This is a genomic window from Gelidibacter japonicus, from assembly GCF_010725055.1.
GTDB lineage: Bacteria > Bacteroidota > Bacteroidia > Flavobacteriales > Flavobacteriaceae > Gelidibacter > Gelidibacter japonicus.
The window spans coordinates 40,791-64,216 of sequence record NZ_BJKB01000020.1 but is presented as its reverse complement, the minus strand read 5'-3'; the positions used below and the strand labels follow the sequence as shown (position 1 = coordinate 64,216).

Genomic DNA, 23,426 nt, shown 5'->3' with positions numbered 1-23,426 from the left:
GTTATGGCAGAAGTAATAAATATGCCGCGTCTGAGTGACACCATGGAAGAAGGAACTGTGGCAACGTGGTTAAAAAAAGTAGGCGATAAGATTGAAGAAGGTGATATTTTGGCTGAAATTGAAACAGATAAGGCTACAATGGAGTTTGAATCTTTTCATGAAGGCACATTACTTTATATTGGTATTCAAGAAGGAGAGACTACTAAAGTTGACGAACTGTTGGCCATTATTGGAGAAGAAGGTGAAGATATTTCAGATTTAATTGACGGTGGTGCTTCCGATAAGAAAAAAGAGACTCCAGAGGATACATCTTCTGACGATGATAAAAAAGAAGAAGCTTCTGACGAAAAAAGTACTTCTGATGAGCTTCCAGACGGCGTGACCGTTGTTACAATGCCACGACTGAGCGATACTATGGAGGAAGGTACAGTGGCAACATGGCTTAAAAAAATAGGAGACAAGGTTGAAGAAGGAGATATACTTGCGGAAATCGAGACCGACAAGGCGACAATGGAGTTTGAATCTTTCCAATCGGGGACCTTGCTCTATATTGGTTTGGAAGAAGGCGATACTGCAAAAGTCGATTCTTTATTGGCCATTATTGGCCCTGAAGGGACGGATGCTGCTGCCATAGCCAAAAACTTTCAATCTGGCTCAGAGAAAAAAGAGGCTGCACCTAAAAAGAAAAGCGCTGACTCCGATAAAAAAGAAAGCTCTAAACCAGCTGTAAAGGAAGAAAAAAAAGAAGTTTCAAGTTCTTCAAGTTCTGCAACTTCAGATGGTAGTCGTGTATTCGTATCGCCTTTGGCCAGAAAAATGGCTGAAGAAAAAGGCATCAACTTGTCTCAAGTAAAAGGCTCTGGAGAAAACGGACGTATTATCAAACGCGATATAGAAAACTATACACCTGAGGTAAGTGCTGCGCCAGCGACAGTTGGACAAGTCGCGGCATCAGGAGTGGAAGATTTTGACGAAAAACCAAACTCGCAAATGCGTAAAGTGATTGCGAAACGTTTGGCAGAATCTAAGTTTACAGCGCCTCATTATTATCTTAACGTGGAGTTTGACATGGAAAAAGCCATTGCGTTTAGAGAGCAGGTCAATGCCATTCCAGATACAAGAATTTCATTCAATGATATGATAGTTAAGGCCTGTGCTTTGGCATTAAAAGAATTCCCACAAGTCAATTCACAATGGTTTGACGATAAGATCCGATTAAATAATCACGTGCATATTGGCGTAGCAGTCGCCGTTGAAGATGGATTGGTCGTGCCTGTAGTCCGATTTGCTGATGGGCTAAGTTTGTCAGAAATTGGTGCGAAGGTCAAAGACTATGCAGGACGTTCCAGAACCAAAAAATTGACTCCCCAAGAAATGGAAGGTAGTACCTTTACCATTTCCAATTTAGGGATGTTTGGTATTGAAAGTTTTACTTCAATCATCAATCAACCTAATTCAGCGATCTTATCGGTGGGCGCCATTGTTGAAAAACCAGTGGTTAAAGATGGAAAGATTGTTGTAGGCCATACCATGAAACTTTCTTTGGCATGTGATCATAGAACGGTTGATGGGGCTACCGGAGCCGAATTTCTTCAAACACTAAAAGGATTTGTTGAAAATCCAATTTCGATGTTGGTTTAATTGTGAATTAAATGGACATGTTGAGTTGAGCATTTTATTAAGCTAAAGACAAGTTCAGTTGATAAGCATATCCAAGAATCATTACATATATAAAAAACCTGCTTCCGTTAAAAGAAGCAGTTTTTTTTAGTGAAACCCATATTTCAATAGCCGAAGGCGCATTGGAATATGTTGGTTGAACTCATCCCGCTTTCGTGCGGGATCTAAACCCATATTTCAATAGCCGAAGGCGCATTGGAATATGTTGATTGAACTCATCCTGCTTTCGTGCGGGATCTAAACCCATATTTCAAAACCCGAAGGCACATTGGAATAAATTGGTTGTCTCGATAGCCATTGGGATAATCCTTCCCGATATTTATCGGAATAATCACATTTTTATACAATAGTAAAATTCCAAAATTGAAATTCACCAATTTGACTGGCGTCATATGAGGTGATATGAAAGTATTGAATTATCTTGCTATTTTAGTAGAATATTTAAAATCAATCAGCATTAGGCATGAAAAACATTTTTTTAATTGGTATCCTCTTAGTTATCGTTTCCTGTAAGAATCAATCGCAGGAATCTACCCAAAATAGTAACAAAGACCTTGCAGCAGCCGAAATAAAGTTGGTAGAGGAAACGTTAAATTTCGTAACAAGTGCTGAGCTTAAAGAAACGGTATTTTATTTGGCTTCAGATGAGCTTAAAGGTCGTGCTACAGGTTCAGAGGGTATTGAAAAAGCTGCGGTTTATATTGAAGAAAAATTCAAATCTTATAATGTACCGCCGTATTTTGAAACTTATCGGGATCATTATAAGGCAAAGGGCGTAGATGCCTCCAATGTTGTAGGTTATTTAGAGGGCCATGATCCGGAATTGAAGCAGGAGTTTATCATTTTGGGGGCCCACTATGATCATATTGGTGTGATAAAAGCCGTAGACGGCGATTCTATTGCGAATGGGGCCAATGATGACGCCTCAGGAGTCGCCGCTGTTTTGGCCATGGCACGTTATTTTGCTGCTAAGAAGAATAATAAGCGCAGTATTTTATTCACCCTTTACTCTGGTGAGGAAATGGGCTTGTTGGGGTCAAAACATTTAGCAGAACGTTTAAAGGAGCAGAACATGAATCTCTACACCATGACCAATTTTGAAATGATGGGCGTGCCCATGGTCGATAAAGATTATAAGGCCTATTTTACGGGATTTGATCTGTCTAATATGGCAACTAAAATGAACGACTATGTGGACTTCAAGCTTTTGGATCAATTGCCTAAGGCTAAAGAATTTCAACTATTCTACCGATCGGATAATTATCCATTTTTTAAAGTTTTCAACAGGCCTAGCCATGCCATTTCCACATTTGATTTTACTAATTTTGACCATTATCATAAAGTTGGGGATGAAGCCGAATTAATGGATTATGAATTTATGGCTGATTTGGTGAATAAATTAATTCCCGCCTATGAAACCATGAGCAATACAACAACACAAGAAATAGAAATGAATGAGTAAGAATATCGTTATAACAGGTACCAGTAGAGGAATTGGCTATGAGTTGGTGAAATTGTTCGCCAAGCAAGGACATCAGGTTTTGGCATTGTCCAGAAACGATGGTCCCATAAAAGCCCTGAAATTGAAAAATGTAAAAGCATTTTGTTTTGATTTGGGCGACCCTGAAGCCTATAAAAAAGTGCAAGATTTTATTTCAGAAAATTGGGGACATGTGGATGTATTGATCAACAACGCAGGACAAGTGCTTAACAAGCCTTTTGCAAAAACCACGGTGAGCGATTTTGAAGAAGTCTATCGGACCAATGTTTTTGGAATGGCAGAATTGACGAGAACCTTAATTCCGTTTATGGCCAAAAACAGCCATGTGATTACCATGAGCTCCATGGGGGGCGTTCAAGGAAGTATGAAATTTCCAGGACTGGCAGCATATAGTTCTAGTAAAGCTGCGGTAATTACCTTAACAGAATTGCTTGCAGAAGAGTATAAGGACTCAGGTATTTCATTTAACGTATTGGCATTGGGAGCTGTCCAAACTGAAATGTTGGAGGAAGCTTTCCCTGGTTATAAAGCACCCGTTACACCAGAAGAAATAGCCGACTATATTGTTGATTTTTCGTTAAAAGGACAAAAGTTTTATAACGGGAAATTGCTTCAAGTTTCAAATTCAACACCTTGATTATGTCTAAATATAAGTGCATTATTTTTGATTGTGATGGGGTTCTTGTTGATAGTGAACCTATCGCTGGCCAAGTTTTAGTGGATATGGCCAATGAATATGGCGCCAATATCGATTTGGAATATGCTTTAAAAAATTTTAAAGGTACATCCATGCAGGAGTGCTATGCGCAGGTTGCTGAGTTGGCAACTCAAAGATTGCCCGATGACTTCATGCCGAATTTCAGGGAACGAAGTTTTGCATCATTCAAAAAAAACATTCAGCCTGTAGAAGGTGTTACTGAGGTTGTAAAGAGCCTGGAAATTCCATTTTGCGTGGCGTCCAGTGGTCCTGAAAATAAGATCCGGCTCAATTTGGAACTGACAGGGCTTTTGCCCCATTTTGAAGAAAATATTTTCAGTTGTTTTACAATTAGAAAATGGAAGCCAGATCCGGCCGTTTTTCTTTGGGCAGCCGATACTATGGGATTCGATCCAAAAGAATGTTTGGTCATTGAAGATAGCATGAGTGGTGTAAATGCTGCTTTAAACGGCGGTTTTGACGTCTATGGGTATACCGCTCATGATTACCATAACGAACTTGAAGGAAATGCCACATTAACCTTTAATGACATGTCGCAACTCTTGAAGTTGATAGGCTAGGAATTCCTTATGAAGGAAACAAATTATGTGTTCGTCTGTATTTTTGCGCAACAGAAGAACTCCTTAATGCTCATTTGATTTTTGTCAGTGCAGAACCTTTGTGTGCGGCAATATGATCGGTTTTGTCACTTTTGATTTCGTATTGCGGTTCATCTTTGCTCGCATGATGTGTGTAGCCCTTATAATCAAAATCGGCATGGTGGATTTTTATGATTTTTCCAGAAACATGTCCTGCTTCCGAATTCCATTGGACATGGTCTCCAACTTTAAATTTTGTCATAATCGTTGCTCATAAATGATTCTTATAATTGTTTTGGGTACGTACGATGGGATTGATAGTCAACATTTCAGTAAACTCGGTCTTTCAAAGACTTTATTTTCTATATATTTTCCATGACCCGTTCCGTAATCCTATCACATCTGCTAAAACCAAATTCAAAAATATGAGTATCGTGTGAGATTTCAAAAAGGCTGTCTTTGAGCATTTCCTTTGAACGGTGCAGGCGCACTTTTACATTGGACAGTGTCAGATCTAATGCCAAGGCCGTTTCTTTTAGACTCATCCCTTCAATTTCCTTCATCATATAAACTATTTTATACTTTGGTTCCAATTGATCAATGGCCTTTTCTAATAATTGTTTTGCTTCGTGATGTATCATTTTATCTTGAGGATTGAGTTGCTTCTTATCTGGTATTTCTAAAATGGTGTTTTTGTTCAGTTCTTCTGGACGCTCACTAATATGATATAGCTTTCCTTTCTCCTTTAATCTCGCCAGGGCTTCATTAATAGCTATCCGAATGAGCCAGGTAGAGAATGATGCTTCCAATTTAAATTGAAAAAGCTTGGTGAACCCCTTGATATAACTGTTCTGCATGATGTCCTCAATTTCAGCTTCATCATTGAGATAGCTTCTAATAACGCGATAGAGTTTCTGGTTGTTCCGTCTTACTAAAATCTCATATAGCTCTTTTTCACCTGAAAGGATACGTCTTATAATATCCGCTTCAGTTATTTTATGGCGATTAAAATGGTTAATGTTTATTGCTTCCATCATTCTATGATTTTTGTTTTAGATAGAGAAAACGATAATAAGTTACAAAATTTTGTATCCTTTTTCATGATTCCCTATCAAAATAGTATAACAAATTAAAAAGACATTAAATCATGGAATCAAATGTACAGTTAGTAAAAAACATTTTAAAATACACTTTTGGCTTGGTGCCAATCGTGGCAGGACTGGATAAGTTTACAAATATTTTGACCGATTGGACACAGTACCTTTCAGATGGTCTTGCAGATATGCTTCCTTTTGAACCTTCAGTTTTTATGATGATTATTGGTGTTATTGAAATCGTAGCGGGGATCTTGGTATTTACAAAGACTAAATTTGGAGCTTATCTTGTTTCAGTTTGGTTGGTACTTATTGACTTGACATTACTATTTAGCGGTACCTATTTGGATGTTGCCGTAAGAGATATCGTCATGGCTATTGCTGCCTTTTCATTGGCGAAATTGTCTGATATTGAGCCTAAGGCTTAATATCAAAGCTTAATAGTTCTATTAGAAGGACTCCAATCTGGTTTTTACGGATTGGAGTTTTTAATATGTAAATGTAGATTGGGAAGAAATGGTTTGATAACCCAGATATCTACGTCCACATCACAGCTATTATAAATTAAAAGAGAATTTAACACTCCTCAATTTCCAATTTGAAATTTATTTCAATGTCATCTGAAACGACGACGAGCCCAAACATTTTTTTTGGCGCTTCAAGGTCAAAATCCTTAATGTTCAGTTTGAGTTTTCCCGAAATCGACCAACCTTGATTGTAATAGAATTCTGTTCTCATATGGTAAGCATTGACTAAACCAGCTATTTCAATATCAATTAAGGCATCGACTATGTTTTTTTTATGTGGATTTAATTTGATTTCTTTTAATTTCAGAGTAATATTTGGGTATAGGTTTGATTGTAGCAAACTGTGAAAATCATTGTTGATTCCTTTACCTCCACAATCAAATCCTTTGTTTTTTAAAATGATTTCTGACTTTTCGAATCTGATAATATCATTTGCTTTCTCATAATGAATTCGAAAAGGCTCGTTTAGGTTTTGTATTTCATATTGGCAGGTAAAATCCTTAACATTACTAGTACCATTGATCTGCAATTCACTTTTTGGGGTAATGCGTACAGTTTTACTGCTAATTGCACTATCTAATTGGGAAAAGGAAATAAAAACTAAACATGGTAAAATAAAAAGTAATCTTTTCATTGTTCTGTTGATTAAACGGCTACAATATATTTAAAAAAAAACTAACCTCATTCATTTAGCGGACTACTAAATGAGTGAGGTTAGTTACTATTATCAAGAATCAGTTTGTTAGAAACTAATTACAGCCTCAGCCATTAGTCCATTGAATTTTCCATCATTAAAGATGCTTCCTGTATCGAAGCCATCATATTTTTGATTGACATACTCAGCTTTAAGTAGAATGTTTCTGGTCATAAACCAACCTGCGGCCAATTGGAATCTTGAAATATCTACATCGCTTCCACTAATGTCCTCAGAATCAACTTTGTTATATCGGCCGCCTATGTAAAAGTTTTCGGTGTTTCCAAATCGGTAGATCAATTCACCAGCATACTGATTGGCAACTCTTTTTTCTGGTTCTGACGCACCTTTACCTTTTGATGATTCAAACGTTCCGAAAAACTCCAAACCTTTATACTTTACAAAAGGGTTGAACATGATCGCAGTAATCTGATTTCTTAATCTTGGGTCATAGCGACCAGATCTAAAAGCACCTGCAGTTGTAGCGGTTGTAGGTTCGAGCACTAAATAATATCTTGAACCTGCTCTATCTGCACTGTAGAGGTACGAATTGGCAACTCTACCAGTGTTGTAAATAGATCCAGTTAATCTGAAACGGAAATCATCATTAAATTGCTTGTCATAACCAAATTTTCCTAAGAATGAAGCACCGCCGGTATCAGGCTTGTCAACTGATTGATTCAATTTTCCATTTGTAAAACCTACCATTCCAATAAATCCATCTCTTTGATAGTACAGTTCAGCTCCCACTTCTGTTGTAAATGCATCCATGATCAAGTTGCCCACAAAAGGGTTATAGATTGCCTGAGCGTTATCGGTTCTTCTAAAATGCGCATCTCCATAGTTGTTTTCCATATGTCCAACTTTAATGGTGGTGTACTTCATAATGTCTTCCATAAAACCTGGCTTTATAAATTCAAGCTTATCTATTTGGAAGTAGCCTCCTTTTACATAAGGCTCTGGATGGTGACGAGAAGATAAATAGGTGCGTAAGTGCATTCTAATACCGTCATATAATACGACATCCAAATCGAGATTAGCGGTTGCAAGGTTAAAGTTTGAACCTATTTCAATCAAATCTACCGCTCCGGAATTCTCATGATCAATGGCTTGGAATTGTAAGGTGGATGACCCCCCGATTCTTACTTTAACATTTTCAAAAGTAGAAATAGTGTCTTTAGGGGCCTCGAAAACATTTATGCCCCCTTTATCAGGCTCTCTATAATTATCAATACTTCTGTTGTTTTTTTGCGCATTCATATTGACCCCTACTAGGAGTAATAATGCGATTACTGAATTTCTAATTAATTTTTTCATTATTATAAGTTTAAGCTTGTTTATTTATTAAGAACAGTGTTGAAGTTGATTGTAACTTCGTCTCCTGTGGTAATTGTACCCAAAAGAGCTTTAGGAGGATCTATACCAAAATCGGTCATTTTAAATGATTTTTTACCATTTAAGGTCACCTTGCTCGACGTCACAGACATATCCAAATTGATATTGAGCTTTTTGGTGACTCCAGCTATAGTTAAATTTCCTACGATTTCAGTTTTATAGTTGTCATTTCCTACAGATTTTATTTCTTTGACCTCAGTAAGCTGAAAGTTGATGGTTTTATGTTTTCCCGTATTTAATGCTTTATAGGTGTTTTTGTCCATTCCTCCTTTGCCACTTTTAAGGCTTTCTGCAGTAACCTCAAGAGTCAGTTTTTCTATCTTCAAGTCATTTGCCGTATTTAGGATAATTTGACCCTTTTGCTGCTCGGCATCAATATCCCAATCATGTAAGCTAGAGGTGCCGGAAACAGTGAGTTTTGAGGCTTGATTACTCAGATTATAAGTTTGTGAGTAAACTTGTGGTGTTGATAAGAAGAGCATAAATAGTAAACTCAACACGGATTTGCTAATGTTTTTAAAAGTAACCATAATAGTATGTTTTAATATTATGGTGCAAAGTTCAGTAATAAATTAACTTTAAATTATGATAAATATCATGATGGAAATTTGTGAAGAGTGTTGTTTTCGATTTTGAAATTCGGATTCCTAAATAGAATTAAATAAAAAAAACCAGAGCAACCTGGTTTACTTGACTTTATGGGAATAGATTGTTTTTTGTTTCAAATAGAAAAAAAAGATATCCACCAGGGATTTTGGCGAAATATTTGATAAAAAAAACTTTAAAAAAATACTAATCCTCAAAAATTCGCAATCTGTTTTTGGTTGCGGCCAATTCATTTTGCAGATCGTGAATTTTATCCAAAAGATTTAATATCGTGTCAATGCCTTCAAAATTTATATGTAAGTCCTGATGCAATCGTACTATGGATTCCAGATTTTTGATCTGTTTTTGATGGATGCATGGCGATGTTTCAATAGTTGTTATTTCGATCAATCCATAATCGTTCAAGCCATGAAAAAACGAAGTCTCCACTTTATAAAAGGTGCATAGGGTTTCTATTGGAATATAGGTTTCAGTACTCATGATTTTAAATTTTTAAGTTCATTGAACAGTGCTTTCTCTTTAGCAGAAAGTTTGGTTGGCATCTCAATGTTGTAGGTAATATACAGGTCACCAAAATGCCCTTCCTTCTTATAAACAGGGAAGCCTTTTCCTTTTAGCTTGACTTTAGTACCATTTTGGGTTTCTGGTTTTATTTTCAACTTGACTTTACCGTCAAACGTATCTACGGTAATTTCACCTCCTAAAATTGCAGTATAAAGATCAATGGTTTCAGTGGAATATAAGTCAGATCCATCGCGTTTAAATTTTGTGTTGTTGCCAATATTGAATTGGATCAACAAATCGCCGTTTGGACCGCCATTGACGCCTGGGCCCCCTTTGCCTGCAATCTTGATGACTTGACCATTTTCTACCCCTGCAGGAATGGTTAAACGTATGTTTTTTCCATTGACATTGAGAATTCTTTTGTGGGTTTCATAAACATCTCTCAGATCCAATTGCAATTCTGCATTAAAATCCTGACCTCTGAAGCCAGCCGACCTGCCACGACCTCGTGTAGCGCCTCCTCCTCCAAACATGGATTCAAAAAAATCGGAAAAGTCTCCTTCGGAAAAACTGGCACCTTCAAAGCCACCTGATGCATGGTGTTGGTACTGGCGCTGCGATTGTTGCTGGCGTTGTGCTTGTTCGTAAGCTTCGCCGTGCTGCCAATCCTTGCCGTACTTGTCGTATTTTTTTCGCTTTTCAGGATCGCCCAATACTTCATTGGCTTCATTGATTTCTTTGAATTTTTGTTCCGCAGTCTTATCATTTGGATTGACATCGGGATGGTATTTTCTTGCCAGTTTACGGTATGCTTTCTTGATTTCTGCAGTGGTGGCAGATTTACTTACGCCCAATACTTTGTAATAATCGATAAATGCCATGTGTTATACCTTCTTTTTAAAAGATTTGAGTTTTGCAATGTTTGATATGGACAATTATTTTCTGTGTTAAATTTCTGTTTAGCTCATGGATGGTAATCAAAAACCCGGCTCTTGTAGCCTCGGCTAATTCCTAAGCTTTGTTTCCGAAATTTACAAAAATCTTTATACAATCTCACCAAATCTCTTATTTTTGCGTCTATGCACAACACGCTTCAAGAATACATTCCCTATCAGGCAATTCCCGATGTGATCGAACTTTTAGATCATGATAATTTGGTTGTCAAAATCAAGAATGAGCGCAAAACCCGACATGGTGATTATCGGAAATTACCAAATAACAGGCACCAAATCACCATAAATTCAAATTTGAACCATTATCGGTTTTTGATGACCTTAATTCATGAGATCGCTCATTTTGAGGCCTATAAAAATTATGGAAGATTTATTAAGCCACACGGCAAAGAATGGAAGTATACCTTTCAGCAATTGATGCTGCCTTTTCTCAATCCTACAATATTTCCTAATGAATTATTGCCACTTTTGGCGAAACACTTTAGAAACCCGAAGGCTAGCAGCGACACCGATGTTAAATTGGCCTTGGCCCTAAAACAATTTGATCCACCAAACGATAAAACCTATATTTTTGAAGTGCCAATGGGAAGTGAGTTTAGACTTTATAACGGACGCATATTTAGAAGAGGAGTGAAAAGACGAACGCGTTATGAGGGTGTAGAAGTTACATCGGGAAAGTTGTATCTTTTCAACCCGAATGCCGAGGTGGAATTAGTCAACAGTTTACAGTCGCAGTAAGCAGTTGTTGTTGACAATGATGTTATAAGCCATGGTATCGTTCGTAACAAAAAGAAAGACAAGATTCATTTTCACATAGAATAAAAATACAACTAATGAACAATAATTATTACGCCATATTAATGGCAGGAGGAGTAGGATCACGATTTTGGCCAGTGAGCACGCAGGATTTTCCGAAGCAATTCCACGATATGTTGGGAACAGGGGAGACGCTCATCCAAAAAACCTTTCAGAGGCTTTCCAAATTGATTCCACAAGAAAATATTTTTATTCTCACTAATGCCGTTTATAAAGATTTGGTGTTCCGTCAATTGCCAGGTTTAACGGATCGGCAAGTGTTGTTGGAGCCTGCCATGCGGAATACCGCACCTTGTATTTTATATGCAGCATTAAAAATTCAAAAAGAAAATCCGGATGCAGTGATGATTGTCGCGCCCAGTGACCATTGGATTGAAGACGAAGCCAAATTCACCCAAAACGTTCAACAGGCATTTGATTTTTGCGAAACCAATGACGCCCTGATGACCCTTGGTATCCAGCCCACCTTTCCGAACACAGGCTTTGGATATATAGAATATGAGCAATCGTCAAATAAAGCCATAAAGCCTGTACATCAATTTAGGGAAAAACCAGATTACGAAACTGCGAAATCCTTTATCGCCCAGGGAAATTTTTTATGGAATGCTGGCATTTTTATGTGGAGTGCCAAAAGTGTAGTCAAGGCCTTTCAGTTTCATCAGCCACAATTATTTGAACTGTTTATAAAGGGAATCAATCTTTATAATACCGATAGTGAAGATCTCTTTATAGCGGAAAACTACGGAAAATCAGAAAACATTTCGGTGGATTATGCAATCATGGAGGTTTCAGAAAATGTTTATGTCCTGCCGGCCGAATTTGATTGGAACGATTTGGGAACCTGGGGTAGCTTATATGATAAGCTCGAAAAAGACCAGCACCAAAATGCGGTAGTCAATGCACGAACCTTAACCGAAGACGCTACGGGAAACATGATTAGAACCAAAGCCGATAAAATTGTGGTGATTGATGGATTGAAAGATTATATTATTGTTGACAAAGACGAAGTTTTGCTTATATTTCCTAAATCAAAAGAACAAGATATTAAGCAAACTTTACAGAGGGTAAAAGATAAGTTCGGAAAAAACTATGGATAACAATCAAGAAAACAAGTTCAATTTTTCTGAGGAAGAAGACAAAACCACGAGCCGGCAAGATAAGGCTGTAGAAGCCTCAAAAGAAGCCGTAAAGAAAGAGGCAAAAGGACTCTGGGAAAGCATCAAGACATTCTTTAGTGATTTGTTGGATTTCCGGGAAGATACGGATAGAGATGCCACCGTGGCGGCCATTAAAGGCGATATTCCATTTAAGGGCGCAACGGCATGGATTCTTATCTGTTCTATTTTTGTGGCATCTGTTGGGTTGAATGCCAATTCTGCGGCTGTAGTTATTGGTGCCATGTTGATTTCCCCCCTCATGGGACCTATTTTAGGTGTTGGACTTTCTATTGCTATTAATGATATCGATACCTTGAGGCGCTCCTTGATCAATTTGGTCATTATGATTGTTTTGAGTTTGGCAACGGCTTTTCTGTTCTTTAAGTTTTTTCCGCTGAGTGAGGATACATCCGAGTTGTTAGGACGAGTAAAACCTGATATTCGCGACGTATTGATTGCTTTTTTTGGTGGTTTGGCATTAATTATTGCCAGAACTAAAAAAGGAACTATTGCCTCGGTCATCTTTGGCGTAGCTATTGCCACCGCATTGATGCCGCCTTTATGTACAGCCGGGTATGGATTGGCAAAGGGTAATCTGGAGTATTTTACTGGAGCCATGTACTTGTTCACTATCAATACTATTTTCATCGCCTTGGCAACATTTATCGTGGTGAAGATATTAGGTTTTCCTATGCTTAAATATGCCAATTCGGCAAAGAGAAAACGCATTTCAAGGATAGCAACAGCTGTTGCAGTGATTGTTATGATTCCGGCAATAATTACTTTTATTGATGTATGGGGCCAAAGCAAATTTGAAAATGAAGCTCGGGCATTTATAAATAAGGAACTTGAAGAGTTGCCACACGCTGATTTTATCAAATCAAACGCAATCTCTTCATATTCAAATAGAAAGGGAGAGTCATCCACTATAGAGTTAAATAGTTTTGGCCTGGATCAAATTCCGGACAATACAATTTCAGTTATCAGAGCACGTATGAAGGACTATCCAGCTCTTGCAAATACGAAGTTGATATTCAATCAAAATCGTTCAAGAAATTTGGACAACATGCGATATATGTCGCAATTGCGTTTGCGTGACTCATTAGACTTACTTTCCCAAGCCGAGAGGATCGTCTTCCTTGAAGATATGGTCAGGAAGTTGGGAAAATATGAAGCACTGCAAATTCCTTTCGTAGAATTGACCAAAGAGGTTAAGATTAACTATGAGGATATTGAGAGATTGTCCTACTCGAGCGTAATTTCATCCAATTTTGAAAAGTTGGATACCATTGCAGAATTTACCGTGAAATGGAAGGATAAAATAAAAGAAGATGTCATTGCTAAAGAACAGGAAAAGTTGCAACGTTGGCTCAAACAGAAGTATAAGTTAGATACTTTGGTGGTGAGACGTCAATAGGAGTGTATGAAGATTGGTGATTGTTGATTGTTGATTGTTGATTGTTGATTTTTGATTGAAGACTGTAAACTGAAGACCGATGACTTGCCAACTGCTACTGAATACTGCCCACTGAAAACTACTGATCTTCTTCCAAGTACATCTTTTGTACCCGTTTAAACAGATCGGAAGAATACACAAAATCAGTGACCGCCTCATTATCCGTTTTGAAAATATTTTTGTTAGAGCCTTCCCATTCTTTAAATCCATCCTTTAAGAAAATGATTTTTTGGCCAATCTCCATGACTGAGTTCATGTCGTGGGTGTTGATAATTGTAGTAATATCGTACTCGTGTGTAATTTCTTGAATCAGATTGTCAATAACGGTTGCTGTCTTCGGATCCAATCCTGAGTTGGGTTCGTCACAAAATAAATATTTAGGTTGGTTGACGATAGCCCTTGCAATGGCAACACGTTTTTGCATCCCACCAGAGGCTTCACTCGGCAACTTATTGTGCGCATCCCCAAGATTGACTCTTTTTAGAACAAGGTCCACCCGATCATTCATTTCGCTTTTACTCTGTTTGGTAAACATCCGCAGCGGAAATTTTACGTTTTCGGCAATGGACATAGAGTCAAAAAGTGCACTTCCTTGAAATACCATGCCCATCTTTGATCTTAGATTGCTTTTTTCATCAGTACTTAAATCCGAATAGTCTGTGCCATCATAAATAATGGAGCCTTGATCAGGAGTGTATAAGCCCAACAAAGTCTTCAAAAAAACAGTTTTTCCCGAACCACTTTGTCCAATGACAAGATTGGTTTTTCCTTTTTCGAATGTTGTGCTAATGCCTTTTAGGATTTTGGCATCACCAAAAGATTTATGGATATCATTGACTTCAATCATTAGCTTAGCAACATTTGGGTTAATATATAGTTTAAAAGAATAATCGCCACACTGGTCCAGACGAACGAGGTGGTACTCGCTTTGCCTACTTCTAAGGCGCCACCTTTCATATAATATCCGTAGTAAGACGGGATGGTAGCCAGTAAGAAAGCAAAAACGAAGGTCTTGATAAAGGCATAGACGATATGGAATGGGATGAAATCCATTTGTACTCCGGCTATATAATCATCCAAAGAAGCAAAGCCTCCAAAAACACAAGCCGCCATCCCGCCCAAGATTCCCAAAAACATAGCAATGGAAATCAAAAACGGATACAACATAAGGGCAATGAATTTAGGAAATACCAAGTAGTTTATGGCATTGATTCCCATGACCTCCAAAGCGTCAATCTGCTCAGTTACCCGCATGGTACCAATACTTGAGGTGATAAAGGATCCAACCTTTCCTGCCATAATAACGGAGATAAATGTTGGAGCAAATTCTAAAATGACCGATTGTCTTGTTGCAAAACCTACCAGCGATTTTGGAATGAGCGGATTGCTGATGTTCAGGGCAGTTTGGATGGTCACAACGCCTCCAACAAAAAAGGCGATAAAAGCTACAATTCCTATGGAATTAATGATTAAATCATCAATATCCTTAAAAATTAAATGCCGCATAACTGACCATTTGGTGGGTTTGCGGAACATTTCTTTTATCATTAAAAAATATTGACCAATATTATGTAGGTAGCTCATATGATATTTTGTTACTGCTAATGTAAAAAAAACCGTGACGTTTTTACCCTTTATTTGAATTTAGATATTTGAAAAAGCCGTATGTTTGAAATTGAATTCAATTTAATAACAATGAAAAAAATTATTTACGGCATTCTTATCTCGTTGTTTTTTGTCTCTTCATTTCAAGCACAACAACAGAATTCCAAAAACAGGACTAACAAAGATAATACTATTCAAGCGCCACCAAAATTAATTGTGGGCATTGTTGTAGACCAAATGCGCTATGATTATTTGACCCGGTTTTATGACAAATATGGGGATGGCGGTTTTAAGCGTATGATGAACGAAGGCTTTAATTGCAAAAACAACCATTTTAATTATGTGCCAACCTATACGGCACCTGGCCACACCTCGGTGTATACAGGAACAACACCAAAATACCATGGTATTATAGGGAATAATTGGTACGACAAAGAAATCAAATCATCGGTGTATTGTGCGGGTGATGATAGTGTGGAATCTGTTGGTACTGAACATAAGGCAGGGCAAATGTCGCCGCACCGGATGAAGACCACAACCTTTGCTGATGAGAACAGACTATTTACCCAAATGCGCGGAAAAACGATTGGAATTGCACTTAAGGACAGAGGTGCAATACTTCCTGCCGGCCATACCGCAAATGCGGCGTATTGGTTCCATGGCGCAGATGAAGGCCGATGGATTTCAAGTACATTCTATATGGCTGAATTGCCGAAATGGGTTCAAAACTTCAATAACTCCAACCAAGTAAAATCCTATTTTAAAGAATGGAATACCTTATACGATATTTCAACCTATACCGAAAGTGCTCCTGATCACAACACCTTCGAAGGAGGATTTAAAGGTAAGGAAACCGCAACTTTCCCTTATGATTTAGGCGCTTTGAAAGATCAGAATGGTGGGTATGAAATTCTTAAAGCGACCCCGTTTGGTAATAATATAACCACTGACTTTGCACTGGCAGCCATTGAAGGTGAAGCCTTGGGACAAGATGAATTTACAGATGTTTTGACAATCAGCTATTCGAGCCCAGATTATGTAGGCCACAATTTCGGAGTAAGTTCAAAAGAAGTCCAGGATACTTATTTGCGTCTTGATAAAGACTTAGAGCGCTTATTTAAAGGTTTGGATGCTAAGGTTGGAAAAGGAAATTACACGGTTTTTTTAACGGCAGATCATGCCGCGGTTGAAGTACCTTCATATTTGAAAAGCTTAAAAATTCCTGCAGGTTATTTTGACAGCAGAGCATTTAGGGAAAAAGTTTACGCCTTTATGAAGACAACTTTTAAAGCTGATGAACTTATAGAAAACATTAGCAACAACCAGATCTTCTTAAATAGATCTAAATTATATGAGATGGGCTTAAAGCTTGAAGATGTTCAACAAACCATCATCAATGAAATTATAACCTATGAGCATATTGATAAGGCCTATTCAGGAATGTCAATGACTCAAACGTCGTTTACTACAGGTATTGAAGAATTGATCCAAAATGGGTTCAACCAAAAGCGATCAGGGGATGTGATTTATGTTTATGATCCTGCCGTTCTTTCCTATAGTTTGACAGGGTCCTCCCATGGGTCTTCTTTTAACTACGACACACATGTGCCACTTTTGCTTTTCGGAAATGGGATAAAACACGGACAGAGTTTGAAAAAAACACATATTACGGATATCGCTCCTACCATATCTGCAATATTGGGTATTAGTTTCCCGAATGCCGCAACCGGTCAACCATTAGAATTTGTTTTAGAGTAATTGTGTGAGTAAAAGAAATCTTTACAGTCTTCTTGCCATCCTCCTTGTTTTGGGAGTATATGGCTATGAACATTTCTTAAAGGAAGAAGAATCTTCAGAGTATATAAAAGAAGGCGAACGTATCAAATCTGATGCGACCGCCTTTTTTTTACCTACGAGTACGACCGGTCAGGTGGTACATCATGAGGGCTATTCGCTTTCTTATAGCGAACCGCATGAGCAGGCAGAATGGGTGGCCTATGAACTGAAAAGCTCACAGCTTTCAAGATCCAACTTTGAACGTCCTTACTTTGAAATCGATAAGGCGGTTAAAACCGGTGCCGCAAGTTGGCGAAATTATAAAAATTCCGGATATGATCGTGGCCATTTGGTTCCGGCAGCGGATAGAGCCTACAATAAACGAGCCTATGATGAAACTTTTTTGACCAGTAACATCAGTCCGCAAGATCGTGAATTTAATGCAGGCATCTGGAACACATTGGAGCAAAAGGTGCGGTATTGGGCGAGGAAATACGACGGCGTTTTTGTGGTGACCGGTGGTGTGTTGAAAGACGATCTAAAAACCATAGGCAACGAAAAGGTGGCCGTTCCTGAACTGTTTTATAAAATCATCTATGATCCTGACCACCAAAAGATGATTGCTTTTTTGATGCCGAATAAAAATTCAAATGAACCCTTATATAATTTTGTGGTATCCGTGGATTCAGTGGAGGTACTCACTGGAATTGATTTTTTCCCTGCGTTGGACGATCATATAGAAGATCGATTGGAGGCCCAATCTGATTTTAAAGAATGGAGTTTCAACTAAATTTTTGAAGCATGCCCTTCCAGCGGGTTGCACGGATAAATTGACCTTGTTCCTTGGTCACTAGATAATCCTGTCCCTCTTTTTTAGCCTTATAGAAGCCAGACATATAATCTCTGAACAAATTAAGACTTTTCTTTTTAAACGCTAATTTTGAAGCGGATATCAGGGTGATTAGAAAACCATATCGCATTTTATACATGGCTTCACCTTGTAAATATTTTGAAGCTGTGTTATAGCTGGTTCCAGTTGGTTTTAAATGTTTGACCTGGAGATTTGAATCAGTTAAAATCTCCCATCCATAAAATTTTGCCAGGAGTTCATCAACGGTGTCCCAACCCATGGAAGGTTTCAGTTTTCCAATTTCAATGAAGCAATTTTTTCGATACGCTTTTAGGGCACCTCGAATATGATCTTTTCTCGTCAGGTTTTCTAAAACCCATTGTCCGTTCTGTTCGATATAGCAAAACCCTGAGGCCATGCCTATCTTGGGATTGGTTTTGAAATGATGCGCTAAACCTTCTAAATAATCCGGAGGAAAAATTAAATCAGCATCATACTTGCAAATCACATCGTAGTTGTCATCTAAGTGTTCATAGCCTTTGTAAAAAGCATTTATAATTTTTGAACCGGGCAAATGTTGGTCTGATGACTCATTGCTTATTAAGGAAATCCAGGAATGTTTACTGACAAATCGCTTTACAATCGCTGAGGTTTCGTCAGACGAATGATCATCAACGACCACTATTTTTATGGGTGTCAAGGTTTGATTGACCAACGACTCCAATGTTAATCCTATGGAATCCTCTTCGTTGTGGGCGGGTATAATGATGTAGAAATTCAAAAGCTGATGATTTGAAGACTAAAGTTAAACTCTTTCAGCGTATACGATATAATATCTTGGAGTGAACCACCGAAATAAAGGTCTGATACCAATTTTCGTTGTGGGATTGGTCCATTTTTGTCGGGATTTAATGGTCCAGCCTGCTTTTTCGAGCAGCCAATCGAACTGCCAATCTTCAAATTCATGGTAATGCCTGTCGCGCATATCTGTCTTGCTTCGGTAAGCAGATGCAAACCATAATCTTAAAGGGACGCTGGCAACTAATTTATTTGAATTGATTTTTTGTAAAACCGTAAAAGGGGATAGTAAATGTTCAAATATCTCAAAAGCGGTCACTACATCAACCTCTGCATTTTCGAGCGTTGAAGTGTCGATATCTAAATCTTCGCCACCTGTATTTTTAATAGTATACCCATGATCTCTCATGATTTTTGAAAAAGGATTTTCAATACCTAAATCTAAAATTTTTTCGGTTGGATCAATATGATGTTTTAAAAATTCCAATGTCAATCGATATCTTTTAAATGGGAATTTTCCTTCGTACATTTTAGATGTATTTACTTGGGATTTTTTCTGTATAAATCAAATTTCTTATTAAAAAGATGACTGTTTAATATTGATAAACTATCGCATTGATGTGCATACCGCTACCTACACTGGCAAACATGATGAGGTCACCTTTTGTGAGTAAATGGTTTTCTAATTTGTTGTTTCTGACCAAATCAAATAAGGTGGGAATGGTGGCAACTGAGCTATTTCCTAATTCTTGAATGCTCATTGGCATAATGCCTTCTGGAATTTCAGTATTATATAGCTTGTAAAAGCGTTTTAAGATAGCTTCATCCATTTTTTCGTTGGCCTGATGGATAAAGATTTTTTTCAGATCCTTAATGTCCCTGCCGCTTTTATCCAAACAGGTTTTCATTGCCAATGGCACATTGTTAAGTGCAAATTCATAGATTTTTCTGCCGTCCATTTTGATATAACGCGTATCGGCACACAGATCTTTGTTATTGGAATTTCCAAAGAATAAATAATACGCTTCATCATAGGTGAAGCTTCCAGTTTCATGAGCTATAATTCCGCCTTCCTCATCTGTAGCTTCAACCACCGTTGCCCCAGCGCCATCACTATAAATCATAGAGTCACGATCGTGTTTATCAACCACTCTGGAAAGTGTTTCCGAACCAATAACCAAACACTTCTTAGCGATGCCTGCCTTTATAAAGGCATAGGCCTGAATGACCCCTTCAATCCAACCAGGACAGCCAAAAAGGATGTCATAGGCTACACATTTTGAACTTTTAATGCGTAAACTATGTTTAACACGTGCAGCCAAACAAGGTAATACATCGGTCTGGATGGTATTGTGCTTGACGTCACCAAAGTTGTGGGCCATAATGATATAATCCAGTTCTTCTGGGTCAATGTTGGCATCAGCGATAGCTTTTTCAGCTGCAAAAAAACCAAGATCTGAAGAGGTTAAATGATCAAAAGCATAACGGCGCTCGTCAATACCAGTAATCGCTTTGAATTTTTCAATGATTACCGAATTGGGTTGGGCCAAACGAGTACCATCGGTATTTAGAAAACGATGTTGTCCGAAGTTTTCATTTTTTTCGATGCTGCTTGGTATATAGCTGCCAGTACCTGTAATCTTTATCGCCATTTGATTTGAAGTTTTATTCAATTTACTAATGTACTTAATATTCGTTTTGTTTGTCGCCAATTGTGGCCTTTATTGGTAATTTTTGCCAAATTATCAAAAATATGGCCTCTACAAATAAAAATAACTAAAAAAGCGCTCATTTAATAATTAAAGGAGCGCTTTTGGTCACTTAATGACTAATTTGAAACTAAGCCTCCATATATTCTTCTATAGGTGCACAAGTACAAATCAGGTTCCTGTCGCCATAAGCATCGTCCACACGTCTTACGGACGGCCAGAACTTGTTATCTCGAATATAATCTAACGGATATGCTGCCACCTCTCTTGAATATGGGAAATCCCACTCATCCGAAGTTAGCATCGCCAAAGTATGTGGTGCGTTTTTAAGAACGTTATTTGGATCATCTTTCGACGCGTTGTCAATTTCTTTTCTAATGGAGATCATGGCATCGCAGAAACGATCCATTTCGTCTTTGCTTTCACTTTCAGTAGGTTCAATCATCAATGTTCCTGCCACAGGGAAAGATACCGTTGGGGCGTGAAATCCATAATCCATCAAGCGCTTTGCAATATCGCTAACTTCAATGCCATTTTCTTTAAATGGTCTGCAGTCCACAATCATTTCATGGGCTGCGCGTCCGCGTTCCCCAGAATATAACGTGTCAAATTGGCCTTGCAAACGTTGCTTGATATAATTGGCGTTTAATATGGCTGTTTGTGTAGCACGTGTCAATCCTTCAGCTCCCAACATTTTGATGTAACCATAGGAAATCAAGCATACCAATGACGATCCAAATGGAGCTCCGGAAATAGCGGAAATTGCTTGGTCTCCACCAGTTTTGATGATTGGATTTCCTGGTAAAAACGGCACTAATTGTTCGGCTACGCAGATAGGTCCAACTCCTGGACCACCACCGCCATGCGGAATGGCAAAAGTTTTGTGCAAGTTGAGATGGCAAACATCTGCTCCGATGTTTCCTGGATTGGTCAATCCAACCTGTGCATTCATATTGGCGCCATCCATATAAACCTGGCCACCGTTATCATGAATAATTTGAGTGATTTCTTTAATAGCAGATTCATAAACACCGTGGGTAGATGGATAAGTCACCATCAAACACGATAAATGATCTTTATGCTTAAGGGCTTTTTCACGTAAATCGTCAACGTCAATATTTCCTTCATCTGTCGATTTGGTCACGACCACTTTCATTCCTGCCATCACCGCACTTGCTGGATTGGTGCCATGGGCAGACGATGGGATCAAACAAATATTGCGATGTCCTTCGTTGCGGGATTCGTGATAGGCTTTGATCACCATTAAACCTGCAAACTCACCTTGTGCACCAGAATTAGGTTGCAGGGAGGTACCGGCAAAACCTGTGATTTCCGTCAATTGGTCTTCTAAAGCTTTTAAGACAATGTGGTATCCTTCTGCTTGCTCAACTGGACAAAACGGATGGATGGTTCCCCAATTTGGCCAACTCAATGGCAACATTTCTGCAGCGGCATTAAGTTTCATTGTGCATGAGCCTAAAGGGATCATGGAATGATTTAAAGACAAATCCTTACGCTCCAACATTTTGATATATCGCATCAATTCTGTTTCAGAATGGTGCTTGTTGAATACCTCTGCCGTCAAAAACTCCGTCTGACGCTCTAAGTTCTTGTCGATGTTGTTGGCATCCTCAATTTCTGTTAGGACAACCGTATCTTTTTGACGGTTTTCAGCGAAAATTGCTATGATTTCGTTGGCATCCTTTAAAGAGGTTGTTTCATTGATGGAAATGGTTATGGTATCGGCATTTGGATAGTTGAAATTCACTTCATGACGCTCGGCTATTCTTTTTATCGCGTCAGCATTTGCCTCAATGTTGATCGTGTCAAAAAACGATGCATTTTTTTGCTTGTAGCCCAATTGGCTCAATGCTTTTGCGACGCTCGAAGCTGTGTTGTGAACTTTGGAAGCAATATGCTGTAAGCCTTTCGGACCGTGGTAAACGGCGTACATTGCTGCCATAACTGCCAATAGAACTTGTGCTGTACAAATATTGGACGTTGCTTTATCACGTTTAATATGTTGCTCACGGGTTTGCAAGGCCATGCGTAAGGCCCTGTTGCCATTCATATCTTTGGTAACCCCAATAATTCGTCCTGGTAAATCACGTTTATAGTCTTCCTTAGTTGCAAAATATGCGGCGTGTGGCCCCCCGTATCCCATAGGGATTCCAAACCGTTGCGTCGTTCCCACAACAACATCAGCGCCAAATTTGCCTGGAGCTTCCAATTTTACCAAGCTTAAAATATCGGCCGCAACTGCTACTTTTATCTGATTTGCATTTGCTTTTTCGATGAATGATTTGATATCGCTTACCAGTCCATCTTTTCCAGGGTATTGTAATATGGCCCCAAAAAATTCTGATGAAAAACTAAATTCATCTTCATTTCCAACGACCAATTCAATGCCAATAGGAGCGGACCTGGTTTGTAGCAAAGACAAGGTTTGTGGTAAAATGGCATCAGAAACAAAAAATTTATTGACCTCATTCTTCTTTTGGTCACGCTCACGAACAGCAAACAACAAGCTCATGGCTTCTGCGGCAGCGGTGCTTTCGTCAAGTAAAGAGGCATTGGCAATCTCCATTCCTGTCAGGTCGGTTACCATGGTTTGGAAGTTTAAAAGAGCTTCCAATCTTCCTTGGGCAATTTCCGCTTGATAAGGCGTGTAGGCCGTGTACCAACCTGGGTTTTCCAAAACGTTACGCTGGATGACAGCAGGAACAATGGTAGGATGGTAGCCTAAACCAATATATGATTTGAAAATTTTATTCTTTTTTGAAAGTTCATGAATATGGTTGTTATATTCATATTCAGACATTGGTGGATCGAGCTTCAATCCGTTTTTCAATCGGATATTATCAGGAACTGTTTCATAGATCAATTGATCAATGCTATCAACCCCAATGGCTTTGAGCATTAAATTTTGGTCATTTTCGTCTGGACCAATGTGGCGTAGAGCAAAACTGTTTGTATTCATTAAGATAGTGTTGTGTTAGATTCCCGCTT

The 23,426-nt window shown here is 38.4% G+C and carries 23 protein-coding genes; 10 read left to right on the top strand and 13 right to left on the bottom strand.

Translation table 11 applies throughout. From position 1 onward, the window contains the following. Positions 1–3: 3 nt before the first annotated feature. The 4 genes from G6N06_RS17110 to G6N06_RS17095 all read left to right on the top strand — a co-directional run bounded on the left by G6N06_RS17110 (position 4) and on the right by G6N06_RS17095 (position 4,459). Positions 4–1,641, top strand: coding sequence for a pyruvate dehydrogenase complex dihydrolipoamide acetyltransferase (locus tag G6N06_RS17110; RefSeq protein WP_163517810.1), 1,638 nt, complete (start codon positions 4–6; stop codon positions 1,639–1,641). A gap of 502 nt (positions 1,642–2,143) precedes the next feature. Next, a complete protein-coding gene (locus G6N06_RS17105; protein WP_163517811.1) occupies positions 2,144–3,142 on the top strand; it encodes a M28 family metallopeptidase in 999 nt (332 codons plus the stop codon). Further along, a complete protein-coding gene (locus tag G6N06_RS17100; RefSeq protein ID WP_163517812.1) occupies positions 3,135–3,818 on the top strand; it encodes an SDR family NAD(P)-dependent oxidoreductase in 684 nt (227 codons plus the stop codon). Before G6N06_RS17105 ends, G6N06_RS17100 begins: the two co-directional genes overlap by 8 nt. 2 nt (positions 3,819–3,820) lie before the next feature. Beyond that, a complete protein-coding gene (locus G6N06_RS17095; protein ID WP_163517813.1) occupies positions 3,821–4,459 on the top strand; it encodes an HAD family hydrolase in 639 nt (212 codons plus the stop codon). 70 nt (positions 4,460–4,529) lie between these two features. Here G6N06_RS17095 and G6N06_RS17090 read toward each other — a convergent pair whose 3' ends face one another. Together G6N06_RS17090 and G6N06_RS17085 are read right to left on the bottom strand one after the other, a co-directional pair. Then, positions 4,530–4,739 carry a hypervirulence associated TUDOR domain-containing protein gene (locus G6N06_RS17090; RefSeq protein ID WP_163517814.1) on the bottom strand — a complete coding sequence of 70 codons (210 nt, stop codon included), beginning with the start codon at positions 4,737–4,739 and terminating at the stop codon, positions 4,530–4,532. A 100-nt stretch (positions 4,740–4,839) separates the two neighbouring features. Further along, entirely contained in the window at positions 4,840–5,514 is a 675-nt protein-coding gene (locus G6N06_RS17085; RefSeq protein WP_240338090.1) for an RNA polymerase sigma factor, read from the bottom strand. A 110-nt stretch (positions 5,515–5,624) separates the two neighbouring features. Between G6N06_RS17085 and G6N06_RS17080 the strand changes: the two genes are divergently transcribed. Next, entirely contained in the window at positions 5,625–5,999 is a 375-nt protein-coding gene (locus G6N06_RS17080) for a DoxX family membrane protein (protein WP_163517815.1), read from the top strand. Positions 6,000–6,147: 148 nt separating this feature from the next. Here G6N06_RS17080 and G6N06_RS17075 read toward each other — a convergent pair whose 3' ends face one another. The 5 genes from G6N06_RS17075 to G6N06_RS17055 all read right to left on the bottom strand — a co-directional run bounded on the left by G6N06_RS17075 (position 6,148) and on the right by G6N06_RS17055 (position 10,178). After that, a complete protein-coding gene (locus tag G6N06_RS17075; RefSeq protein WP_163517816.1) occupies positions 6,148–6,732 on the bottom strand; it encodes a YceI family protein in 585 nt (194 codons plus the stop codon). A 108-nt stretch (positions 6,733–6,840) separates the two neighbouring features. Further along, positions 6,841–8,109, bottom strand: coding sequence for a hypothetical protein (locus G6N06_RS17070; RefSeq protein WP_163517817.1), 1,269 nt, complete (start codon positions 8,107–8,109; stop codon positions 6,841–6,843). Between the two features lie 20 nt (positions 8,110–8,129). Beyond that, the gene (locus G6N06_RS17065; RefSeq protein WP_163517818.1) at positions 8,130–8,717 is read right to left on the bottom strand and encodes a YceI family protein; all 588 of its coding nucleotides are present in this window, start codon (positions 8,715–8,717) and stop codon (positions 8,130–8,132) included. 262 nt (positions 8,718–8,979) lie between these two features. Next, positions 8,980–9,273 carry a chaperone modulator CbpM gene (locus G6N06_RS17060; protein WP_163517819.1) on the bottom strand — a complete coding sequence of 98 codons (294 nt, stop codon included), beginning with the start codon at positions 9,271–9,273 and terminating at the stop codon, positions 8,980–8,982. Continuing rightward, positions 9,270–10,178 (bottom strand): DnaJ C-terminal domain-containing protein, encoded by a 909-nt coding sequence (locus G6N06_RS17055; RefSeq protein WP_163517820.1) that lies wholly within the window; start codon positions 10,176–10,178, stop codon positions 9,270–9,272. The genes G6N06_RS17060 and G6N06_RS17055 overlap by 4 nt, the downstream gene beginning before the upstream one ends. A gap of 198 nt (positions 10,179–10,376) precedes the next feature. On the opposite strand from G6N06_RS17055, the gene G6N06_RS17050 reads away from it, so the two are divergent. The 3 genes from G6N06_RS17050 (at position 10,377) to G6N06_RS17040 (ending at position 13,640) form a co-directional block, all read left to right on the top strand. Continuing rightward, positions 10,377–10,988, top strand: a complete 612-nt coding sequence (locus G6N06_RS17050; RefSeq protein ID WP_163517821.1) for a SprT-like domain-containing protein — start codon at positions 10,377–10,379, stop codon at positions 10,986–10,988. A gap of 95 nt (positions 10,989–11,083) precedes the next feature. After that, positions 11,084–12,163: a mannose-1-phosphate guanylyltransferase gene (locus tag G6N06_RS17045; RefSeq protein WP_163517822.1), complete on the top strand. Its 1,080-nt coding sequence runs from the start codon at positions 11,084–11,086 to the stop codon at positions 12,161–12,163. Then, positions 12,156–13,640: a DUF389 domain-containing protein gene (locus tag G6N06_RS17040; RefSeq protein WP_163517823.1), complete on the top strand. Its 1,485-nt coding sequence runs from the start codon at positions 12,156–12,158 to the stop codon at positions 13,638–13,640. The genes G6N06_RS17045 and G6N06_RS17040 overlap by 8 nt, the downstream gene beginning before the upstream one ends. Positions 13,641–13,758: 118 nt before the next feature. Here the strand turns inward: G6N06_RS17040 and G6N06_RS17035 are convergent, their stop codons facing one another. Continuing rightward, positions 13,759–14,526 (bottom strand): ABC transporter ATP-binding protein, encoded by a 768-nt coding sequence (locus tag G6N06_RS17035; protein WP_163517824.1) that lies wholly within the window; start codon positions 14,524–14,526, stop codon positions 13,759–13,761. Beyond that, entirely contained in the window at positions 14,526–15,263 is a 738-nt protein-coding gene (locus G6N06_RS17030; protein ID WP_163517825.1) for an MlaE family ABC transporter permease, read from the bottom strand. Before G6N06_RS17030 ends, G6N06_RS17035 begins: the two co-directional genes overlap by 1 nt. 111 nt (positions 15,264–15,374) lie before the next feature. Between G6N06_RS17030 and pafA the strand changes: the two genes are divergently transcribed. Both pafA and G6N06_RS17020 read left to right on the top strand, forming a co-directional pair. Further along, complete coding sequence (gene pafA / locus G6N06_RS17025; protein WP_163517826.1) at positions 15,375–17,042, top strand: alkaline phosphatase PafA; 1,668 nt, start codon at positions 15,375–15,377, stop codon at positions 17,040–17,042. Between the two features lie 4 nt (positions 17,043–17,046). Continuing rightward, positions 17,047–17,850, top strand: a complete 804-nt coding sequence (locus G6N06_RS17020; protein ID WP_163517827.1) for a DNA/RNA non-specific endonuclease — start codon at positions 17,047–17,049, stop codon at positions 17,848–17,850. On the opposite strand, the gene G6N06_RS17015 is transcribed toward G6N06_RS17020, so the two are convergent. The 4 genes from G6N06_RS17015 to gcvP all read right to left on the bottom strand — a co-directional run bounded on the left by G6N06_RS17015 (position 17,843) and on the right by gcvP (position 23,397). After that, complete coding sequence (locus G6N06_RS17015) at positions 17,843–18,691, bottom strand: glycosyltransferase family 2 protein (RefSeq protein ID WP_163517828.1); 849 nt, start codon at positions 18,689–18,691, stop codon at positions 17,843–17,845. The genes G6N06_RS17020 and G6N06_RS17015 overlap by 8 nt on opposite strands. 24 nt (positions 18,692–18,715) lie before the next feature. After that, entirely contained in the window at positions 18,716–19,237 is a 522-nt protein-coding gene (locus tag G6N06_RS17010) for a class I SAM-dependent methyltransferase (protein ID WP_163517829.1), read from the bottom strand. A 64-nt stretch (positions 19,238–19,301) separates the two neighbouring features. Then, a complete protein-coding gene (locus G6N06_RS17005) occupies positions 19,302–20,360 on the bottom strand; it encodes a 3-oxoacyl-ACP synthase III family protein (protein WP_163517830.1) in 1,059 nt (352 codons plus the stop codon). Positions 20,361–20,547: 187 nt separating this feature from the next. After that, a complete protein-coding gene (gene gcvP / locus G6N06_RS17000; protein ID WP_163517831.1) occupies positions 20,548–23,397 on the bottom strand; it encodes an aminomethyl-transferring glycine dehydrogenase in 2,850 nt (949 codons plus the stop codon). Positions 23,398–23,426: the final 29 nt, after the last annotated feature.